This window comes from Paenibacillus terrae (genome assembly GCF_000943545.1).
GTDB lineage: Bacteria > Bacillota > Bacilli > Paenibacillales > Paenibacillaceae > Paenibacillus > Paenibacillus terrae_A.
On sequence record NZ_JTHP01000013.1, the window covers coordinates 15,621 to 31,829 of the forward strand.

The 16,209-nt window shown below is 42.7% G+C and carries 13 protein-coding genes and 1 riboswitch; of the genes, 1 reads left to right on the plus strand and 12 read right to left on the minus strand.

Going from position 1 to position 16,209, the window contains the following annotated elements; genetic code table 11:
• Positions 1-12: 12 nt before the first annotated feature.
• The 7 genes from kdpB to QD47_RS08905 all read right to left on the minus strand — a co-directional run bounded on the left by kdpB (position 13) and on the right by QD47_RS08905 (position 8,378).
• Entirely contained in the window at positions 13-2,043 is a 2,031-nt protein-coding gene (gene kdpB, locus QD47_RS08880) for a potassium-transporting ATPase subunit KdpB (protein ID WP_044645793.1), read from the minus strand.
• 24 nt (positions 2,044-2,067) lie between these two features.
• On the minus strand, positions 2,068-3,735 hold the full coding sequence (kdpA, locus tag QD47_RS08885) for a potassium-transporting ATPase subunit KdpA (protein ID WP_152643781.1): 1,668 nt from the start codon (positions 3,733-3,735) through the stop codon (positions 2,068-2,070).
• A 32-nt stretch (positions 3,736-3,767) separates the two neighbouring features.
• On the minus strand, positions 3,768-3,848 hold the full coding sequence (kdpF, locus tag QD47_RS34070) for a K(+)-transporting ATPase subunit F (RefSeq protein ID WP_082067133.1): 81 nt from the start codon (positions 3,846-3,848) through the stop codon (positions 3,768-3,770).
• Between the two features lie 106 nt (positions 3,849-3,954).
• A complete protein-coding gene (locus QD47_RS08890) occupies positions 3,955-4,377 on the minus strand; it encodes a hypothetical protein (RefSeq protein WP_044645795.1) in 423 nt (140 codons plus the stop codon).
• The gene (locus tag QD47_RS08895; RefSeq protein WP_044645796.1) at positions 4,374-4,730 is read right to left on the minus strand and encodes a hypothetical protein; all 357 of its coding nucleotides are present in this window, start codon (positions 4,728-4,730) and stop codon (positions 4,374-4,376) included. Before QD47_RS08895 ends, QD47_RS08890 begins: the two co-directional genes overlap by 4 nt.
• 254 nt (positions 4,731-4,984) lie before the next feature.
• Positions 4,985-5,692, minus strand: coding sequence for a response regulator (locus tag QD47_RS08900; protein ID WP_044645797.1), 708 nt, complete (start codon positions 5,690-5,692; stop codon positions 4,985-4,987).
• Complete coding sequence (locus tag QD47_RS08905) at positions 5,685-8,378, minus strand: sensor histidine kinase (protein ID WP_044645798.1); 2,694 nt, start codon at positions 8,376-8,378, stop codon at positions 5,685-5,687. Before QD47_RS08905 ends, QD47_RS08900 begins: the two co-directional genes overlap by 8 nt.
• 331 nt (positions 8,379-8,709) lie before the next feature.
• Positions 8,710-8,861: riboswitch (cyclic di-AMP (ydaO/yuaA leader) on the plus strand.
• Positions 8,862-9,165: 304 nt separating this feature from the next.
• On the opposite strand from QD47_RS08905, the gene QD47_RS08910 reads away from it, so the two are divergent.
• Positions 9,166-9,648 carry a hypothetical protein gene (locus tag QD47_RS08910; protein WP_044645799.1) on the plus strand — a complete coding sequence of 161 codons (483 nt, stop codon included), beginning with the start codon at positions 9,166-9,168 and terminating at the stop codon, positions 9,646-9,648.
• A gap of 330 nt (positions 9,649-9,978) precedes the next feature.
• On the opposite strand, the gene QD47_RS08915 is transcribed toward QD47_RS08910, so the two are convergent.
• The 5 genes from QD47_RS08915 to QD47_RS08935 all read right to left on the minus strand — a co-directional run bounded on the left by QD47_RS08915 (position 9,979) and on the right by QD47_RS08935 (position 16,200).
• Positions 9,979-10,590 (minus strand): class I SAM-dependent methyltransferase, encoded by a 612-nt coding sequence (locus QD47_RS08915; RefSeq protein ID WP_327204665.1) that lies wholly within the window; start codon positions 10,588-10,590, stop codon positions 9,979-9,981.
• A gap of 42 nt (positions 10,591-10,632) precedes the next feature.
• Positions 10,633-13,065 (minus strand): heavy metal translocating P-type ATPase, encoded by a 2,433-nt coding sequence (locus tag QD47_RS08920; protein ID WP_044645855.1) that lies wholly within the window; start codon positions 13,063-13,065, stop codon positions 10,633-10,635.
• Between the two features lie 188 nt (positions 13,066-13,253).
• Positions 13,254-13,628, minus strand: a complete 375-nt coding sequence (locus QD47_RS08925) for an ArsR/SmtB family transcription factor (RefSeq protein ID WP_044645800.1) — start codon at positions 13,626-13,628, stop codon at positions 13,254-13,256.
• Between the two features lie 1,083 nt (positions 13,629-14,711).
• Positions 14,712-15,368 carry a response regulator gene (locus tag QD47_RS08930; protein WP_044645801.1) on the minus strand — a complete coding sequence of 219 codons (657 nt, stop codon included), beginning with the start codon at positions 15,366-15,368 and terminating at the stop codon, positions 14,712-14,714.
• Between the two features lies 1 nt (position 15,369).
• Entirely contained in the window at positions 15,370-16,200 is an 831-nt protein-coding gene (locus QD47_RS08935; protein WP_044645802.1) for a sensor histidine kinase, read from the minus strand.
• Positions 16,201-16,209: the final 9 nt, after the last annotated feature.

A 16,209-nucleotide genomic window follows, 5' to 3' on the forward strand; every position in this document is an offset into this window, starting at 1 on the left:
TATTCAGCCTCTCTATACCCAGAATTGGACCAGCAAGTCGATCAGCTTGATCCCGACAAAGGGAACCATTACACCACCCAAGCCATAAATAATCAGGTTGCGGCTTAACAGCTGTGATGAGCTCATTGGCTTGTAAGCTACCCCTTTCATCGCCAGCGGAATCAGAAGAGGAATAATAACGGCGTTAAAAATCAATGCCGAAAGGATGGCTGACAGCGGTGAATGCAGTCTCATCACGTTCAATACTTCCATTTCAGGAATCGCCACCATGAACATGGCTGGAATAATCGCAAAATATTTGGCGATATCATTCGCAATACTGAACGTGGTTAATGCTCCGCGTGTCATTAGCAGCTGCTTGCCGATGGATACCACTTCAATAATTTTGGAGGGATCGGAGTCCAAATCCACCATGTTTGCCGCCTCTTTGGCAGCAACTGTTCCACTGTTCATGGCAATTCCGACATCTGCCTGAGCCAATGCAGGGGCATCATTCGTGCCATCACCCGTCATCGCCACCAATTTTCCCTCTGCCTGTTCGCGGCGAATAACGGCAATTTTGTCCTCTGGCTTGCTTTCGGCAATGAAATCGTCCACACCCGCCTCCGCGGCAATGGTGGCAGCAGTCAGCGGATTGTCACCTGTACACATAATCGTTTTAATTCCCATTTTTCGCATTTGATCAAAACGTTCCCGCATCCCGGGTTTCACGGTATCTTTCAGATAAATAAGACCAAATATCGACTGATCGACCGCTACAGCAAGCGGCGTCCCTCCTGCGGATGCAACGGCATTGCTGTTTGCCTGCAAATCGTCAGGAATAACACCACCCTGGGCGGCAACCCAATGTTTCACTGCGTCTACAGCACCTTTGCGAATCTGGCGTCCATCCGGCAAATCGATGCCGCTCATACGTGTCTCTGCCTTAAACTCTATGAACTTCGCACCATCTGCAATGGATTCCTGGAAGGACAGATTCTGTTTCTTAAGAAGCTCCAGCACAGACCGCCCTTCTGGCGTCTCATCTTGAACTGAACTTAAAGCTGCCCAAGCCGCTACATCCTGCAAACTGTGATTTCCAACTGGGATAAATTCACTCGCCATGCGGTTTCCGAAGGTAATGGTCCCGGTCTTATCCAAAATAATGGTATTGATATCCCCGGATGCTTCTACTGCCTTACCGGACATCGCCAATACATTAAACTGCGTCACACGGTCCATTCCCGCAATGCCGATGGCCGATAGCAATCCCCCGATCGTAGTCGGAATCAAACAGACCAGCAACGCAATCAAAACAGGAATCTCCAACCGAATGTTCAGATAGTTTGCGAAAAACGGAAGGGTGATTACCACAATTAGAAAAATAATCGTCAGACTGACCAGCACCGTATTTAAAGCAATTTCATTAGGTGTTTTTTGACGTTTAGCCCCTTCTACCAAAGAAATCATCCGATCCAAAAAGGATTCTCCGGGATCGCTTGTAATACGGACCTTGATCCGGTCACTGATTACCTTGGTTCCCCCAGTCACGGAGCTGAAGTCACCGCCAGCCTCTTTAATGACTGGAGCGGATTCACCCGTGATGGCGGATTCATCGACCGAGGCTAGTCCCTCAATGACTTCTCCATCGCCCGGGATCATTTCCCCTTGGGCTACAATAACAACATCACCTTTACGCAAATCTGTGGAAGGAACCTGCTTAACAGTGCTGCCATTCACCTTGTTTGCGGTAATTTCTTTTTTTGACTTTTTTAACGAATCGGCCTGTGCCTTGCCTCTTCCTTCGGCTAGTGCTTCAGCAAAGTTGGCGAATAAAACAGTAAACAACAGGATCAATGCTACGGTAAGGTTAAACCCAGTGGCTACATTTCCACCAAATGCACCAGGCATAAACACAAGAAATAATGTGATGATAAACCCAACTTCGACTACAAACATAATTGGATTGCGTACCATAATCCGCGGGTCCAGTTTAATAAAAGACTGTTTAATCGCCTGACTAACGATGTCTTTATTTAAAGCGCTTTTCTTCTTTGTACTCATTTCTTTTCCTCCATCCATAGCCTTTTAAGGTTTCAGCGTCAAGAATTCAGCAATCGGTCCCAGTGCAAGAGCAGGAAAGAACGTCAACGCTCCGACAATCAGGACTGCACCCAGAAAAACAGTACCAAACAAGGCGTTATCCGTACGGAATGTTCCTGCGGTTTCCGGTACGCTTTTCTTGACCGCCAGCGAACCTGCTACGGCAAGCATCGTAATGATGGAGAAATATCGGCCAACGAACATAACAATGCCGGTGGAAATATTCCAGAATGGAGTCGCATCTCCCAATCCTTCGAAGCCGGAACCATTGTTGGCGGCAGAGGAAGTGAATTCATACAACGCTTGTGTCAGCCCATGAAAGCCGGGATTGGAAATCGTATCTACCTGAGTGAAAAGAGCCAGGGCCGTAGGCAACAGAATAAGTAGTGGATTAATAATCAGCGTAATCGCAATAAGCTTCATTTCTTTTCCTTCAATTTTTTTGCCAAGAAACTCCGGTGTCCGCCCGACCATTAAGCCAGATAGGAATACGGCAATCATCGCATACATCAGCACATTGATAAAGCCCGCTCCCACACCGCCAAAGACCGTATTAAGCATCATATTTCCAATCGTAATCAGACCGCCTATAGGAGTCAGAGTGTCATGCATCGTATTCACTGCACCTGTCTCTGAAGCGGTGGTAACTACCGAATACAAGGAGGACTGGGCAACGCCGAACCGAACCTCTTTACCCTCCATTGAACCCTGCTGATGCTGAATGCCAAGGTTATTGATTACCGGGTTCCCGGCATTTTCACTGACCAGGGAAATTCCGAGAAAGACGATAAACATCATCGCCATGGATACAAATAGAACCCGCCCCTGTTTTTTATTCCCAACCATCTTACCGTATGTAAAAGGCAAAGATGTTCCCAGCAGCAACATGAGTAAAATTTGTAACAAGTTGCTGATACCGCCCGGATTCTCGAACGGATGGGCCGAGTTGACCCCGAAAAAGCCACCACCGTTATTCCCCAGTTCTTTAATAGACAGAAATGAGGCTACAGGTCCACGGGCAATCTCCTGTTTTGCCCCTTCCAACGTGGTTGCCAGAGCTGTTGGTTCTAGTGTTTGTGGCACGCCTAAAGCGACAAAAACCAAAGCCAGCACAAAGGATATTGGGAGCAGAATACGGGTGATGCTTCGTATCATATCGACCCAAAAGTTACCCAGCGATTTCCCGGAAAGACCGCGCATAAAGGCTATAGCTACCGCAAATGCGGAAGCAGGAGCAGTGAACATCATAAACACGATACCGAACATTTGCGACAAATAGGATAACCCGCTTTCGCCGCTGTAATGCTGGAGGTTCGTATTCGTCATAAAGCTGATTGCCGTATTAAAAGCGAGCGTTGGTTCCATGGAAGCAATACCGCTTGGGTTTAAGGGCAGTACACCCTGAAATCTGAAAATCAGATAGACAAGTAAAATCATCAATGCATTACTGAGCACCACAGCCAGAGCGTATTGCTTCCAAGTATGGTTGTCCTTTCGTATTCCACCAATCACATAAATAGGTTTTTCCAGCCAGCCAAACCAACGGTCCAGCCAGGTCCTCTCGTAATTGAATGCCTGAGCTATATATAGTCCTGTAGGACGGGCTAGCAGCAGGGCGAGTAATAAGGTTATTGCAATGGCGATTAAAGAAATCATTGTCACTTGAATTCCTCCTGAAATTATCACTAAAATTTTTCTGGATTAATAAGCACGTAAGTTAAATAGACCATAAGAGCTGCTACGATCGCTGCAAGTATCCATATCATCCTTGGTCACTTCCTTTATTGATTGTTCCGGAAGCCCATTGTCCCAATCCAATCATCAGTGCGGTGAGAATAATCAGGGCTGCAATCATATAAATATCTAGCACGTCTAAAGACCCCCTTCAGTATGTTTACATTTGTCCAGTAGAAAGGAAAGATCATCGCTGGCCGTTCGAATAACAAAATCGGCACCCAGTGCCTTATAGATCATTTGCGGATAATGATTTTTGGTAATGACATAAATCGTACCGCACGTCCATTGGCGGATCACTTCTAATACTTGATAGCATTGACCCAGTTGTTCTTCAAATATATATACTTTGCTGAACTCTTTTGTCGGCAATTGTTTCAAATGTTTTTCCTTAATATTGAATTCAATAACATTTTCCACTCCTAATTCATACAAATGTTGTTGTTGATCAGGATTGCATGCCAAAGCAACAAATAATTCCCCTCCTTCACTCAGCGCTTGTAGAAACTGTTCTCCGGCCAGGTTTGGAGCGAACACCAGTAACGCGGCATGACGACTCATATTTTTCCTTCTTTCTGAGGTATAGCGTAAACCTCTTGCCCCAGCACCCGATTTACAGCCTTGATAAAGGCAAGATAACCACCATCGGCATCGTTCCGATGAGGAAGAGCCAGAAACATCGTCTCTTCAACCTGGTTAGCGTCTAACTCATAGCTGTTTGTCAGGATTTCTCTGATCTCATCGACGGGTGTACCGAGAGCAAACTTCTGAGCTGCTTTATAGATATCATAGTTCTCATAGATATCCCTCCGTGTCACCTTCTGCATCTCGATAAAATCATATATTTTTTTAACGGAATACAGCACCGCCAGCACAATTAAGATCAGACCCGCGGTTGTTAAAACTTCATTCATTCCCCATACCTCTTTCCCCATCACTCAGCTGACAGCTTAGCCGATGAAACAGGCGAACAAGGTAATGCCCATCTCACATGCCAAACCTCCTTATCCTCTTTACTTCCGAGTTCAGCGTAACATTTTCACCATTAGTTTAGGATTAGGGTTTTCATATAGGTATAAAGATCACCTTAAGATTTAGATAGCAGATAAAAACAAAGAGACCATGCTCCAAAAGAGCATGGTCTCTAATTACATTATGGTATTGTTGCCTAGCCATCATCTCCAACCTGAAGCATGCGATAACCAACTCCGATATGTGTTTGAATAAACTTTGGCTGTGATGATGTTTTTTCTATTTTTTTTCTCAGCGTTGCCATAAACACACGCAGGGCAGGAATGTCATAGCTGTGGCTGCCCCAAATTTCATGCAGGATAAAATTATGGGTCAGTACTTTGCCTACATGCTTTGCCAGCAGACAAAGCAGTTTATATTCGCTTGGGGTCAGGTGAATTTCTTCTTCACCGATCCATACGCATCCTGCTGCATAATCAATTTTCAAATTTCCATTGATAAAGTTGGAAGCATCCTTCAGGAGCTTATCACTGTCATATCGAATTCTTCGTAAGCTGACTCGAAGTCTGGCCAGCAGTTCTTCTACACTGAAGGGCTTTGTTAGATAATCGTCTGCCCCCGCATCCAGCGCGTCTATTTTGTCCCGATCTTCGCTGCGTGCGCTGACCACGATAATAGGCATATTCGACCATGCACGAAGCTTTTTTATGATATCTACACCGTCCATATCCGGCAGCCCCAAATCCAAAATCATTAGATCCGGCTGCTTGGATACCGCTTCTAAAATCGATGCTTCGCCTGTTTCAGCCGTATGATATTTATAGCCCTGTGTCTCCAGCGTTGTCGTAATCAGCTTGCGGATGGGTTTATCGTCCTCCACGACAAGAATAAAAGGTTTATTCATAAACATTCACCTCCTCAGCTTGCAGGGTAAAATAAAAAACCGTCCCTTTAGGGACATTGTTCTTGACACCAATGGTACCGCCATGGGCATTCACAATCGAATTGCACAGAGAAAGTCCCAGGCCTAATCCACGACGTCCGTCCCCATGAATGTTATCTGCCGTATAAAACATCTCAAACAGTCTTACCTTGGCTTCTTCTGAAATACCGGGGCCATCGTCTGAGATTTCTACAACGACCCTATGTCTTTCGCGTCTTGCAGAAATCGTGATGTGAGAGCCATCTTGAGTATATTTGATTGCGTTATCAACCATATTGATCAAAACCTGAACAATAAGCCGGGAGTCCATTCGAGCCATCATCAATTCATCATCCAATTCCGTTTGAATGACATGCTTCACACTGTTACGATTTACATGAAGCAGAGCCTCCGAAATGACTTCCTCCATTAATTCTGCCTGAAAATTCAGATTTAGAGTACCATTTTCGATTCGACTAATGGAAAGTAAATTTTCCACCAAATTGATCAGCCACATGGAATCGTCATATATATCCGTATATAGACCTTTTTTCTGTTCCTCGTTTAGTACCTCAGAGTTCCCAAGAAGAATTCCCGCGTTGCCTGAGATGCTGGTAAGAGGGGTGCGCAAATCATGAGAAATGGACCGAAGCAGATTGGCACGGAGTTGCTCCTGCTGGATTTGCATGGAGATTTCTTTTTGTTTTTCGTTCAGTTTTTCTTTTTCCAGCGCCAGCGCGCACTCTCCCAACATGGCAATCATCAGGCTTTTTTCAAAAACCTCTAAAGGTTCTTCCTGGTCCATTACAATAGCTGCCACCGCAAGAACCTTATCTCCTCCACGCACCGCATGATATAGGCAATTAGCGCCAAAAAAAGTATCTGTGGTAGCTCCTGCACGCTTGTTGTTCTTATACACCCACTCTGCAACAGCACGTTCGTTGCCTCCCGTGTAGGCCCCTGGATCAAATGCTGATTCTTTCTTTGGAAAAACCTGCGGCGCCGACAGTTCCCCTTGGTGAACTGAATAAAAAATGACCGTTCTGTCCAACAACTTCACCATTTGATGCGCCATTTCATTAATAATAGCCGAAGAGTCTTTGGCCTGTTGCAATTTCCGGCTTGTTTCCAGAAGCACCTCGGTACGATAAGCTTTTTGTGCGGATTGCCGAGCCTGCTCTCTTACCCGCATAGTCAGTGTACTCGTCATGAAAGAAGCAGCCAGCATGACCAGAAAGGTGACCAGATAACCTGAATCATAAGCCTGCAGAGAATAATAAGGCTCGGTAAAGAAATAATTAAACACAAGTACACTCATAACCGAAGAAATGGCGCTGTACATTCTGCCCTTGGTCACAATTGCATTTAACAAAACCCCTAGAATGTACACGGTGATAATGTTGGCTTCTCGGAATTCCAAATACTTAAACCACAAGCCAATGATTGTGCACACAGCCAAGATAGCAATGGTCTTGGTAGTGTCAGCCAACGACAACTTTGGGTATTTTGCGTAAAAAGGCAATCTTTTATAGAAGGAAGGCTCAGTATAGGGGATAATATAGATCTCAATATTTGGGAGCAAGGCCGTTAGTTTATCCATTACATTGGACTTTGCACGCCCTCTCTTCTTGTAAGGGGAGCGTCCTAGGACAATTTTCGATACACGGCTTGTTTTGACATATTCGGCAATCTGTCCTGGAATATCGTCTCCATACATCGTTGCGATTTGTGCACCCATTTGTTCAGCCAGTCTAAGGTTTTCCCTTAACTCCATTTTATTTTTTGGTGTCAATTCTCTCGCTTCCGGTGTTTCCACAAACAGCGCGGTGAAATGACCATGAAAGGCTGCCGCCATTCTCGCTGCTGTTCGAATCACTTTCTTATTGGAAGCAGCCGAAGACAGGCAGACCAGAATATGTTCTTTTGTATCAAATTCATTTGTTTTCGTCTGCTCACTGATTTGCACCGCGATTCGGTTTAACTGACTTGCTGTATTGCGCAAAGCAATTTCACGTAGAGCCGTCAGCTTCTCCTTGGTAAATAAATGAGCTTGTGTATTCTCATCCTCACGATAAATCTTTCCCCTATTCAAACGTTCTATCAAATCATCCGGTTCAATATCGACTAATTCCACCTGATCAGCACTGTCAAATATACTGTCTGGTATGCGTTCGTCAACGGGAATGCCAGTAATGGAGTAGACAATATCTGTTAGGCTTTCGATCTGTTGGACATTCATCGTCGTATATACATGAATTCCTGCACGAAGAAGCTCCTCCACATCCTGATATCTTTTTTTATGGCGGCATCCCGCCGCGTTAGCATGGGCCAAATCGTCCAATAAAATAAGGTCAGGACTTCTCTGGAGCGCTTGGTCCAGATCAAATTCCTTAGTAGAGGATTCTTCATTTGAAATTTTGATGTAAGGAAGAAGTTCAAGTCCTTCCAACAGCGCCGCAGTGTACGGCCGGGCATAATGTTCAATATATCCAACTACGATATCCATACCCTCTTTTTGCTCTTCGTGGGCGTCGCTAAGCATCGCACAGGTCTTCCCAACACCTGGTGCATATCCAATAAAAATTTTCAGTCTTCCTCTTCTTTTCCTTACCGGCATGTCGGTAATTCGATCAAGTATGGACCCGGCATCGTTCTGTTTTGCTGCCATCCTGTGCCCACCCTCTATTATATTCTCTCTCAATCCTTAGTATATCATGAGCAAAATCAGTACCGTATTACGAATTTGCCTACAGCATTAAGATTGCATTAAGATCCGTTCTTATGTAATAACATCCTTAAAGAACCCTCAAAATCCTGATATCTGTCCTAGCTTTCTCAGTGGAAGGATAGCCGCATAAAATAATATAAACATCTTTCTCTGGCTGGTTAAGTACGAATTTCAAATGATTTTCAACTTTTTTTCGAAAATACAGTCCATTTTCCCTGTTTGCAAAAAATATTTTCAAGGTGTATCATTCGTATTAATTTAAGTCTGTGCTTTATTTCAAACGCTGAATTCCCAATACTATGGGAAGCGGGGGAACCAACGGCAGCAAGCCATGGGGTGAATCCAAGGGTAATTTTTCCAAGGTAGGGCGACTCTCACCGTCCGAATCCGACAGCTAACCTCGTAAGCGCATAGAGAGAGACCCTTGATCCGCTATGTCTTTGCATCAGGCTTATTTAAGTCTGTTCCGCAAACCGCAGCAGAGGTCCTCCTCTGTTTGCGGTTTTTTTCTGTGCAAACAGAAATTTTGGGGGAGACGGAATTGAAAACAAAATGAATAAAATGAGATAAGTCCTGAATACCGATGCTTCGCAGCACTCTGGTATGAAAAAATAGCTGAACATGACAGAGTTTGCGAGAATCAAACCAAGCTATTGGATTTTAGAAAAGTGAAAAAAATTAATCATCCTGTTGATCTTCATCTCATGAATTCAGAGGAGGCACACTAATGGGCCAAAATCATATTTCGCTGATAGAGCTTTTTGCCTTTCATAGCAACACACCTGTTCTCTATAAAATAGATCAATCAAAACAAAAATGGGTTATCATATTAAAAATTTCTTATGGGGAACGGATCGGATTTAGCAAATGTGATTTTACTACCGAGGTCAAGTCAATCGACTTAATTAAATGGGGTTCTTTTCTGTTAAACATTCGGAGATGTACACTTGAGAAAGCAATGACAATCGTCCATTGTAAAGGCCTTGAATGGGAAGACAATAAACTTTTATTGGTTTATAATGCTCTGCTCCAATTAGTCCAAACACAACAGTTAAGAATGAAAGTTGCAGTTGGCACAACAGGGCGTGATTCTTTCATCAACACAAGTAATTTACAATTAACTAGCTCATCTCAGATACGAGGAAGAAGATATAATTTGGATAACAAAAGTCTATTTGATGAGACTTCAGCCTATTACTCTATATTCTAAATACACAGATTGTTATTTCAGGATTTATTAAGAACGCAAGCTCATTACCATGGTTCCACTATCTTGCCTTTAGCTCTCCAGTGGATAAAGAATGATAAATTAAAAAGCAGAGCAAGAATTATATTTTGATCTATTAAATGTCCTTCGTGCAGCTGCGTTTCGATTCGGTGGCGTATTTACAAGCGGCGACTTAGAAAAGAGTAGTCCCAGATTGTGTACGGGATTGCCGCCAATTCCCTACGACATAGGAACATCGATATCACTTGCCACATACAGGAATTAGCTCCTCACAATATTCCATTCAGGGTCTTGTCGGTAAAATTGGATTAGCTATTTTAATCTCTCCATTACAATTTTCCTATACATTCCCTTGAAAAGAACAGGTGTATTCTGCCTTATTTGCAACTTGTCAATGTACGGTTCCAAAATGTTTTGGGAATTCCGTCCTATATCTGTACCCAGAAGAGAAATAAAAGGACGGAGAATTTTTCTAAATAAAGGTGGCTTACCATTATTAGATTCAAACTTATCAAAAATTAATATGATCCCCTTTTCTTTGGTCACCTTAATGATTTCACCCATACATTGATTGGCATCAGGAACAACAGAAAGAATAAGATTTGCCACAACGATATCAAATGTTTGCTCAGGAAACTCCAATTTTTGCACATCCATTTCAATAAAGTTAATGTCCATTTCAGAATTCGCTTTGGTTTTAGCCTGAGCAAGCATAGCAGAAGAAATATCAATGGCAGTTATTTTAATTTCGGGTACCTGAAAGAAATTCAGGTCGGCACCTGTGCCGACCCCAACGAACAAAATGTGTTGACCTTGCCTTAACGAAAGTTCTTCGAAAACTCTTTTCCTTGCTCTTAGAAAAGAGCCTGCATTGAAAAGGCGGTCATAAAAGGGAACTCCTATCTTGTAAATGATATATTCCATTTATTATTCATATGTCCCCTCCACATAAGGATCAGATGTTGATCAATCCTTAGTATTTAATAATCGAAGGCTATTCATTATCACTATCAATGCTGCGCCAGTGTCACTGAGTACGGCGATCCATAGCGTAAGCCAGCCGGGGAAAATAAAGGCCAAAGCAACAACCTTTACAATCAGGGAAAACCAAATGTTTTGCTTTATGATTATCAGTGCTTTTCGGCTTAACTTAACCGTGTGGGGGAGTTTCTCCAGATTGTCCGCCATCAAAATAATATCTGCGGTTTCTATCGCCGCATCGGTTCCAGCACCGCCCATGGCAATCCCTAAATTCGCCGAAGCTAACGCAGGCGCGTCATTAATACCATCTCCAACCATAGCAACAACTTTTCCTCCAGCTTGCAGTTGCTTAATGGCCGAGACTTTATCTTCTGGCATTAAATCTGCCATGTAATCATCTACACCTGCAGAAGCTGCAACTTGCTTAGCCGTTCCTTTATTATCACCTGTAAGCATAACCGATTTTTCGATCCCTACCGTTTTTAATTGCTGCAAAGCAATTACGGTTGCTTTTCTGATGGTATCAGCGACTGCGATTACACCTAGAATTTTCTCTTTTGACCCAATGATAACGATAGAATTCCCTTGTTGTTGCAGTTCTTCTACCTTTTTTCTGATCCGTGTAACGTCAACCCCTATCTCCTGAAAAAGCCTCAAGTTCCCCGCATAATACTCTTCACCTTGAATATGAGCTTGCGCACCTTTACCCGGAATGGCCTTGAAAGCAGAACCTACACGGTTCTCTGCATTTTCCCCTTTTGCATATTCGGTGATCGCCTTAGCAATGGGATGCATAGATTGTTCCTCTATGGTAAGAGCGATGGCTAGAATTTCTGGTTCCTGAGCCTCTACAGGCAAAATTGTAGTGACTTGCGGATTCCCTTCCGTTAAGGTTCCTGTTTTATCAAAAGCGATGACCTGCAAGGCTCCGGCAATTTCTAGAAACGCTCCGCCTTTAATCAGAATTCCATTGCGGGCTGCGTTACCAATCGCAGATACAATAGCTACCGGCGTTGAGATTACAAGCGCACAAGGACAGGCAACAACAAGTAATTCCAGTGCTTTGTAAAACCAATCCGACCATGTTCCCCATCCTGCCAGGGGTGGAACGATGGCAATCAATACAGCCAAAACAAATACAATCGGCGTGTAGACTTTAGCAAAACGGTCCACAAAAGCTTGTGTAGGTGATTTCTGTTCTTGCGCTTCTTCGACCAGATGAATGATTCGTGCAATGGCCGTATCCTTTACGATTTTAGTGACTTTGATTTCAAGCGAACCATTCTGATTAACTGTGCCTGCATATACAGGATCACCAGGTACTTTATCCACGGGCAAGGACTCGCCGGTAATAGGGGCTTGATTTACACTGGAATCACCGGAAAGCACTTCACCGTCCAGCGGAATCTTCTCCCCGGGTTTTACCATCATTATTTGACCTACAGAGACTTCTTCTGCAGCTTTCTTAACCCATTGCCCTTCTTCTTTAATCCAGGCTTCGGACGGAGCAAAATCCATCAAACCACGAATGGAGTTTCGAGTGCGTTCAATGGATTTATTTTGCAATGCATTCCCTACAGCGAATAAAAACACAACCGTTGCTCCCTCTAGCCACTGTCCAATTAAAGCCGCTCCAATCGCTGCTGCTGACATTAATACGTTCATATCTAGCGATCCGCTTTTCACAGCATAAAAAGCACTTTTCGCTGGTTTATACCCACCTAAAATAATGGATGCCGCATACAGGATTGTAGGAAGGATAGAAGGAATATCCACTAGGGAGAGGACAAATCCCAGGAGAAGAGTCAATCCTGATAAAGAGGTCAACAGCAACCCGTCAAAAAATGACTTCGGTTGTAGGGAAGGTTTCCCCTGTGAAACGGGAATAGCCTTATAACCGGCTTTTTCGACTTCTCTAATGATCGTATTCACATTCGCTTGATGCGCAATCTTCATTTTACCGGTTGAAAAATTTACGCTAACCTGCTCTACATCCGACCGTTTCAACAAGTGCTTCTCAATACTGACGGCACATGCTGCGCAGTCCATTCCCTCTACATTAAAGACCTGCATATCGGCAGAAACTAAAGATTCAATTAAAAATCCAAGCTTTTGAACTTGCTTCTCAATCTGCTCAGAGATTTCGGTATCCTCAACTTTAGTTTGCAATTTCGCTGTGCTGTAGTTAACACGAACCGATTGTACTCCGTTGATTTTTCGAATACTTTTTTCAATCGTCTCTGCACAAGAGGGGCAATCCATACCTCCAATACGAAATTCCAGCCCTTGCGTGTTTTGAGAGTCTGAGACTGCCTCAATGGATTCATGATGTGAGGTGCACGATTCGTCTGTGCAACAATCCTTAACTACTGACACCGACGATGGTTGACAACAGGTATCTCCAGCAGAATCGTCCATAGAGCAGCAGCTATCCTTAACATCAGCTTTAGGAACTTGCTTGATTGACAAGGATAATTCCTTCTTAAACTTTGGCTTCGGTGAATTAGTGCAAGATTCATCTGTGCAACAGTTATCCTTCTCTACAGAGTTCACCGAGCTACCATCGTCCTTGAAAGTGTCTATCGATCCTTCATTTTTGTTCTCCATTAGACCTCAACCTCTTCCTTCTGCTGAAAAGCAAGTTTAATCAACTGCTTAAGGTGTTCATCCTGTAAAGAGTAAAAAACCAATTTTCCCTCTTTTCGATAATTGGCAAGATTCATATTTCTTAACAATCTTAAGTGATGCGAAGCAGAAGCCATCGAGCAACCGATAATATTTGCTACATCACATACGCAAAGCTCTCCTTCTTCACATAAGCAGAATACGATCTTAAGCCTTGTATCATCAGCTAGCGCTTTAAATATTTGAGTTATGGTTTGCGTTTCAACCTGCTCAACACGCTGTTTTACACGGTTTACCTTTTTTTCGTCATAACAATAAATCTCACACGTATCCATCTTTTTTTCATTATTCGTCATGACTCACACCACCTTAATTCTTAATCAAACCATCGTTTGATTATAGTTTACACCTCAATATATTAATAATCAAACAATTATTTGATTGTTTATACATTAATATTCACAAATAATACCTGTATTTATTTGAGAAAACGTGGAATTCTAGCTACATCACTTACTTGATGAACCACAAATAAAAAATGACTCAAATAACAGCTGTATAGCTCATACTTGAGTCAAATTCAAAATAGTATATGGATCGTGGCTCTTCTTGCTACATGCTCTTTGTATCAAAGGTTCTTCCGTGTGCCCTAGCTTACCTCTCTAAAAGTCATAACGTATTGAGGAACATATTGCTCATACATAATGAGAAAGCAACAAAAACTGTAAAATATAATAATAGACTATTTCTTTTAGAAGGGGTGGTACCAGCGAAACTGACACCATCCGCAAAATAAATGGATAAATATGTTATTCACGCTCTCGACACATTATTAGCCGCATTCTTCTGGCAAAGTAGCATGAGATCACGGACAATTTGATCGATCTGCTTATTCTAATCGTCCTCGGATAGGAGTACGGGCAGAGCGAAAAGGCGAATTGGAATTTCCGAGTGACTTACGTAAGGTAAGCAACAAGTACGGCATTCTATTCAACTTGATATAATCAGCAGTCAATAATCCGGACGGAATAAGTCGTGATGTCATTTTCCCGGTCGTTAATGAACAAACGTTACGGAATTTGATAAAAAAATTCAAACACACAGGGTCAGCATACGAAAAAAATCCACACCATTATTCGGTTTTCTTATGGGAGTCATTACCGCCGTATGATACCCGAAATATTAGGCATCCTGGAATTGCGATCGGACGAAAACATAAACGAAGTGCCCAACAGAATAAAGTCTGTTGGGCACTTCGTTTATCTATAGATTTTAATTACAAATTGAATCCTATTCATCTCTATGCTATAAGAACGGCGCAGAGTTCTGCATCTCATAGCTTAAATAATCATGAGGACCCCCATGAATTTGTAATATCAAAATGACCCGATCTGCTGGACAAATCTGGTCGGATGGAAGGCTGTATGCTAATTTAAATATCACTCCATTAACCGCTTTTCTCCTTTAACTAATCCTCTCTCAAGCGCATATCTTGTAAGCTGCACACGATTTTGAAGATGCAACTTTTGCAATATATTTTTCAAATGGTTTTTAACCGTATGCTCTGAGATGGTAAGACTGTTGGCCACCTCCTTATTGGTATAGCCCGAAGCTACTCCATTCAATATTTCCTTTTCTCTGGATGTCAGAACCTCTGCATTGTTTTTTTGAGGAGACATTGAAAAATCTTTCAATATTTGAAAAGCAAGTTCTCTGCTGAGTGGGGCTTCTTCATTGACGATCGTCTCCAGATATTCAATCCAAGTCGAAGGATGTAAATTTTTCAACAGATAGCCCTGGGCCCCTCTTTTTAGAGCTTCAAGTAGGTCGTACATATCATCAGACACCGTAATCATTACAATCTTTACATAAGGAAATTTAAGTTTGATGCGTTGGGTCGTTTCCAGACCGTCCATGCCCGGCATACGTATATCCATCAAAATTAAATCTGGCATCCATTGTGTAGTAAATTCGATAGCTTGTTGACCGCTACTAACGGCTCCAACCACTTCAAATTTACTACTCATGGAAATGATATCACATACAGCTTCTCTTGCATGATCATGATCATCAACGACAAGTACACGTGTAAGCATATCATTCTCCCCCTTTTCTTAAGATCACTTTCGTATGCTTATCCGAATGCAACGTCAATTTCCAGCCCATATCCGCCGCTCGTTCTTTCATAATAGCAATCCCGTATGAATTTTTAAGATTCTCTGTCTGCTCAGGAAGTCCTCTTCCGTTGTCTTCAATTTTCACGGTCCATCCCTTTGTGTCTGCCCATCCGTTAATCCAGCCTGTCGTAGCAAAGGCATGCTTTTGGATATTGACAACTGCTTCACGTATACAAGCCAACAGTTCCGCTTTTTCCTTGGTGCTCAGGATGTGATCCTGAATGCTCCAATCCACCTTCATTTCAATAAGTACCTCGTTGGCAATCTGTTTGATATGTTCTTCTAAGGACTCGTTCACTGAAATAGTTCCCTCGTCAGACGAGGTGTATTTTAAATTGGCTATGGATTGCCGGACATAATGATTCACTTCATGCACAGCTTTGCGAATTTTATATAATTCTTTATCATATATTTCTTGATTTTGATCGAACTCCAAACGGTCTACTTTAACGGATAACAGAAAGAGAGTTTGCGCAATGCCATCATGCAGTTCCTTGGCTAGCTGCTCCCTTGCCTCCAAAGCTACTTTTGCAGTCCGTTCACGTTCCAACTCACGTTGAATTTTTTCTAACATGGAAAACAGTTGGCTCAAGAGTGTAATACTTACCAGAAATACGAGTACAGGAGTCAGATAATTACCAACACTCATAGAAATATACGGGAGTAGAAATTGATGTCTGATATACTCCCAAAGTCCTACTGTAATCGTAGGTACGATTAAAATAAACCACTTGATTTGTCTATAGTTCATGATCTTCTC

Bases quoted from the DNA above. Each gene is read 5' to 3' on its own strand.
- QD47_RS08915 (WP_327204665.1), bottom strand. From the start codon at position 10,590: ATGGAATATATCATTTACAAGATAGGAGTTCCCTTTTATGACCGCCTT.
- QD47_RS08905 (WP_044645798.1), bottom strand. From the start codon at position 8,378: ATGGCAGCAAAACAGAACGATGCCGGGTCCATACTTGATCGAATTACC.
- kdpF (WP_082067133.1), bottom strand. From the start codon at position 3,848: ATGATATGGATACTTGCAGCGATCGTAGCAGCTCTTATGGTCTATTTA.
- QD47_RS08935 (WP_044645802.1), bottom strand. From the start codon at position 16,200: ATGAACTATAGACAAATCAAGTGGTTTATTTTAATCGTACCTACGATT.
- QD47_RS08895 (WP_044645796.1), bottom strand. From the start codon at position 4,730: ATGAATGAAGTTTTAACAACCGCGGGTCTGATCTTAATTGTGCTGGCG.
- kdpB (WP_044645793.1), bottom strand. From the start codon at position 2,043: ATGAGTACAAAGAAGAAAAGCGCTTTAAATAAAGACATCGTTAGTCAG.
- QD47_RS08910 (WP_044645799.1), top strand. From the start codon at position 9,166: ATGGGCCAAAATCATATTTCGCTGATAGAGCTTTTTGCCTTTCATAGC.
- QD47_RS08930 (WP_044645801.1), bottom strand. From the start codon at position 15,368: ATGCTTACACGTGTACTTGTCGTTGATGATCATGATCATGCAAGAGAA.
- QD47_RS08890 (WP_044645795.1), bottom strand. From the start codon at position 4,377: ATGAGTCGTCATGCCGCGTTACTGGTGTTCGCTCCAAACCTGGCCGGA.
- QD47_RS08925 (WP_044645800.1), bottom strand. From the start codon at position 13,628: ATGACGAATAATGAAAAAAAGATGGATACGTGTGAGATTTATTGTTAT.
- QD47_RS08920 (WP_044645855.1), bottom strand. From the start codon at position 13,065: ATGGACGATTCTGCTGGAGATACCTGTTGTCAACCATCGTCGGTGTCA.
- QD47_RS08900 (WP_044645797.1), bottom strand. From the start codon at position 5,692: ATGAATAAACCTTTTATTCTTGTCGTGGAGGACGATAAACCCATCCGC.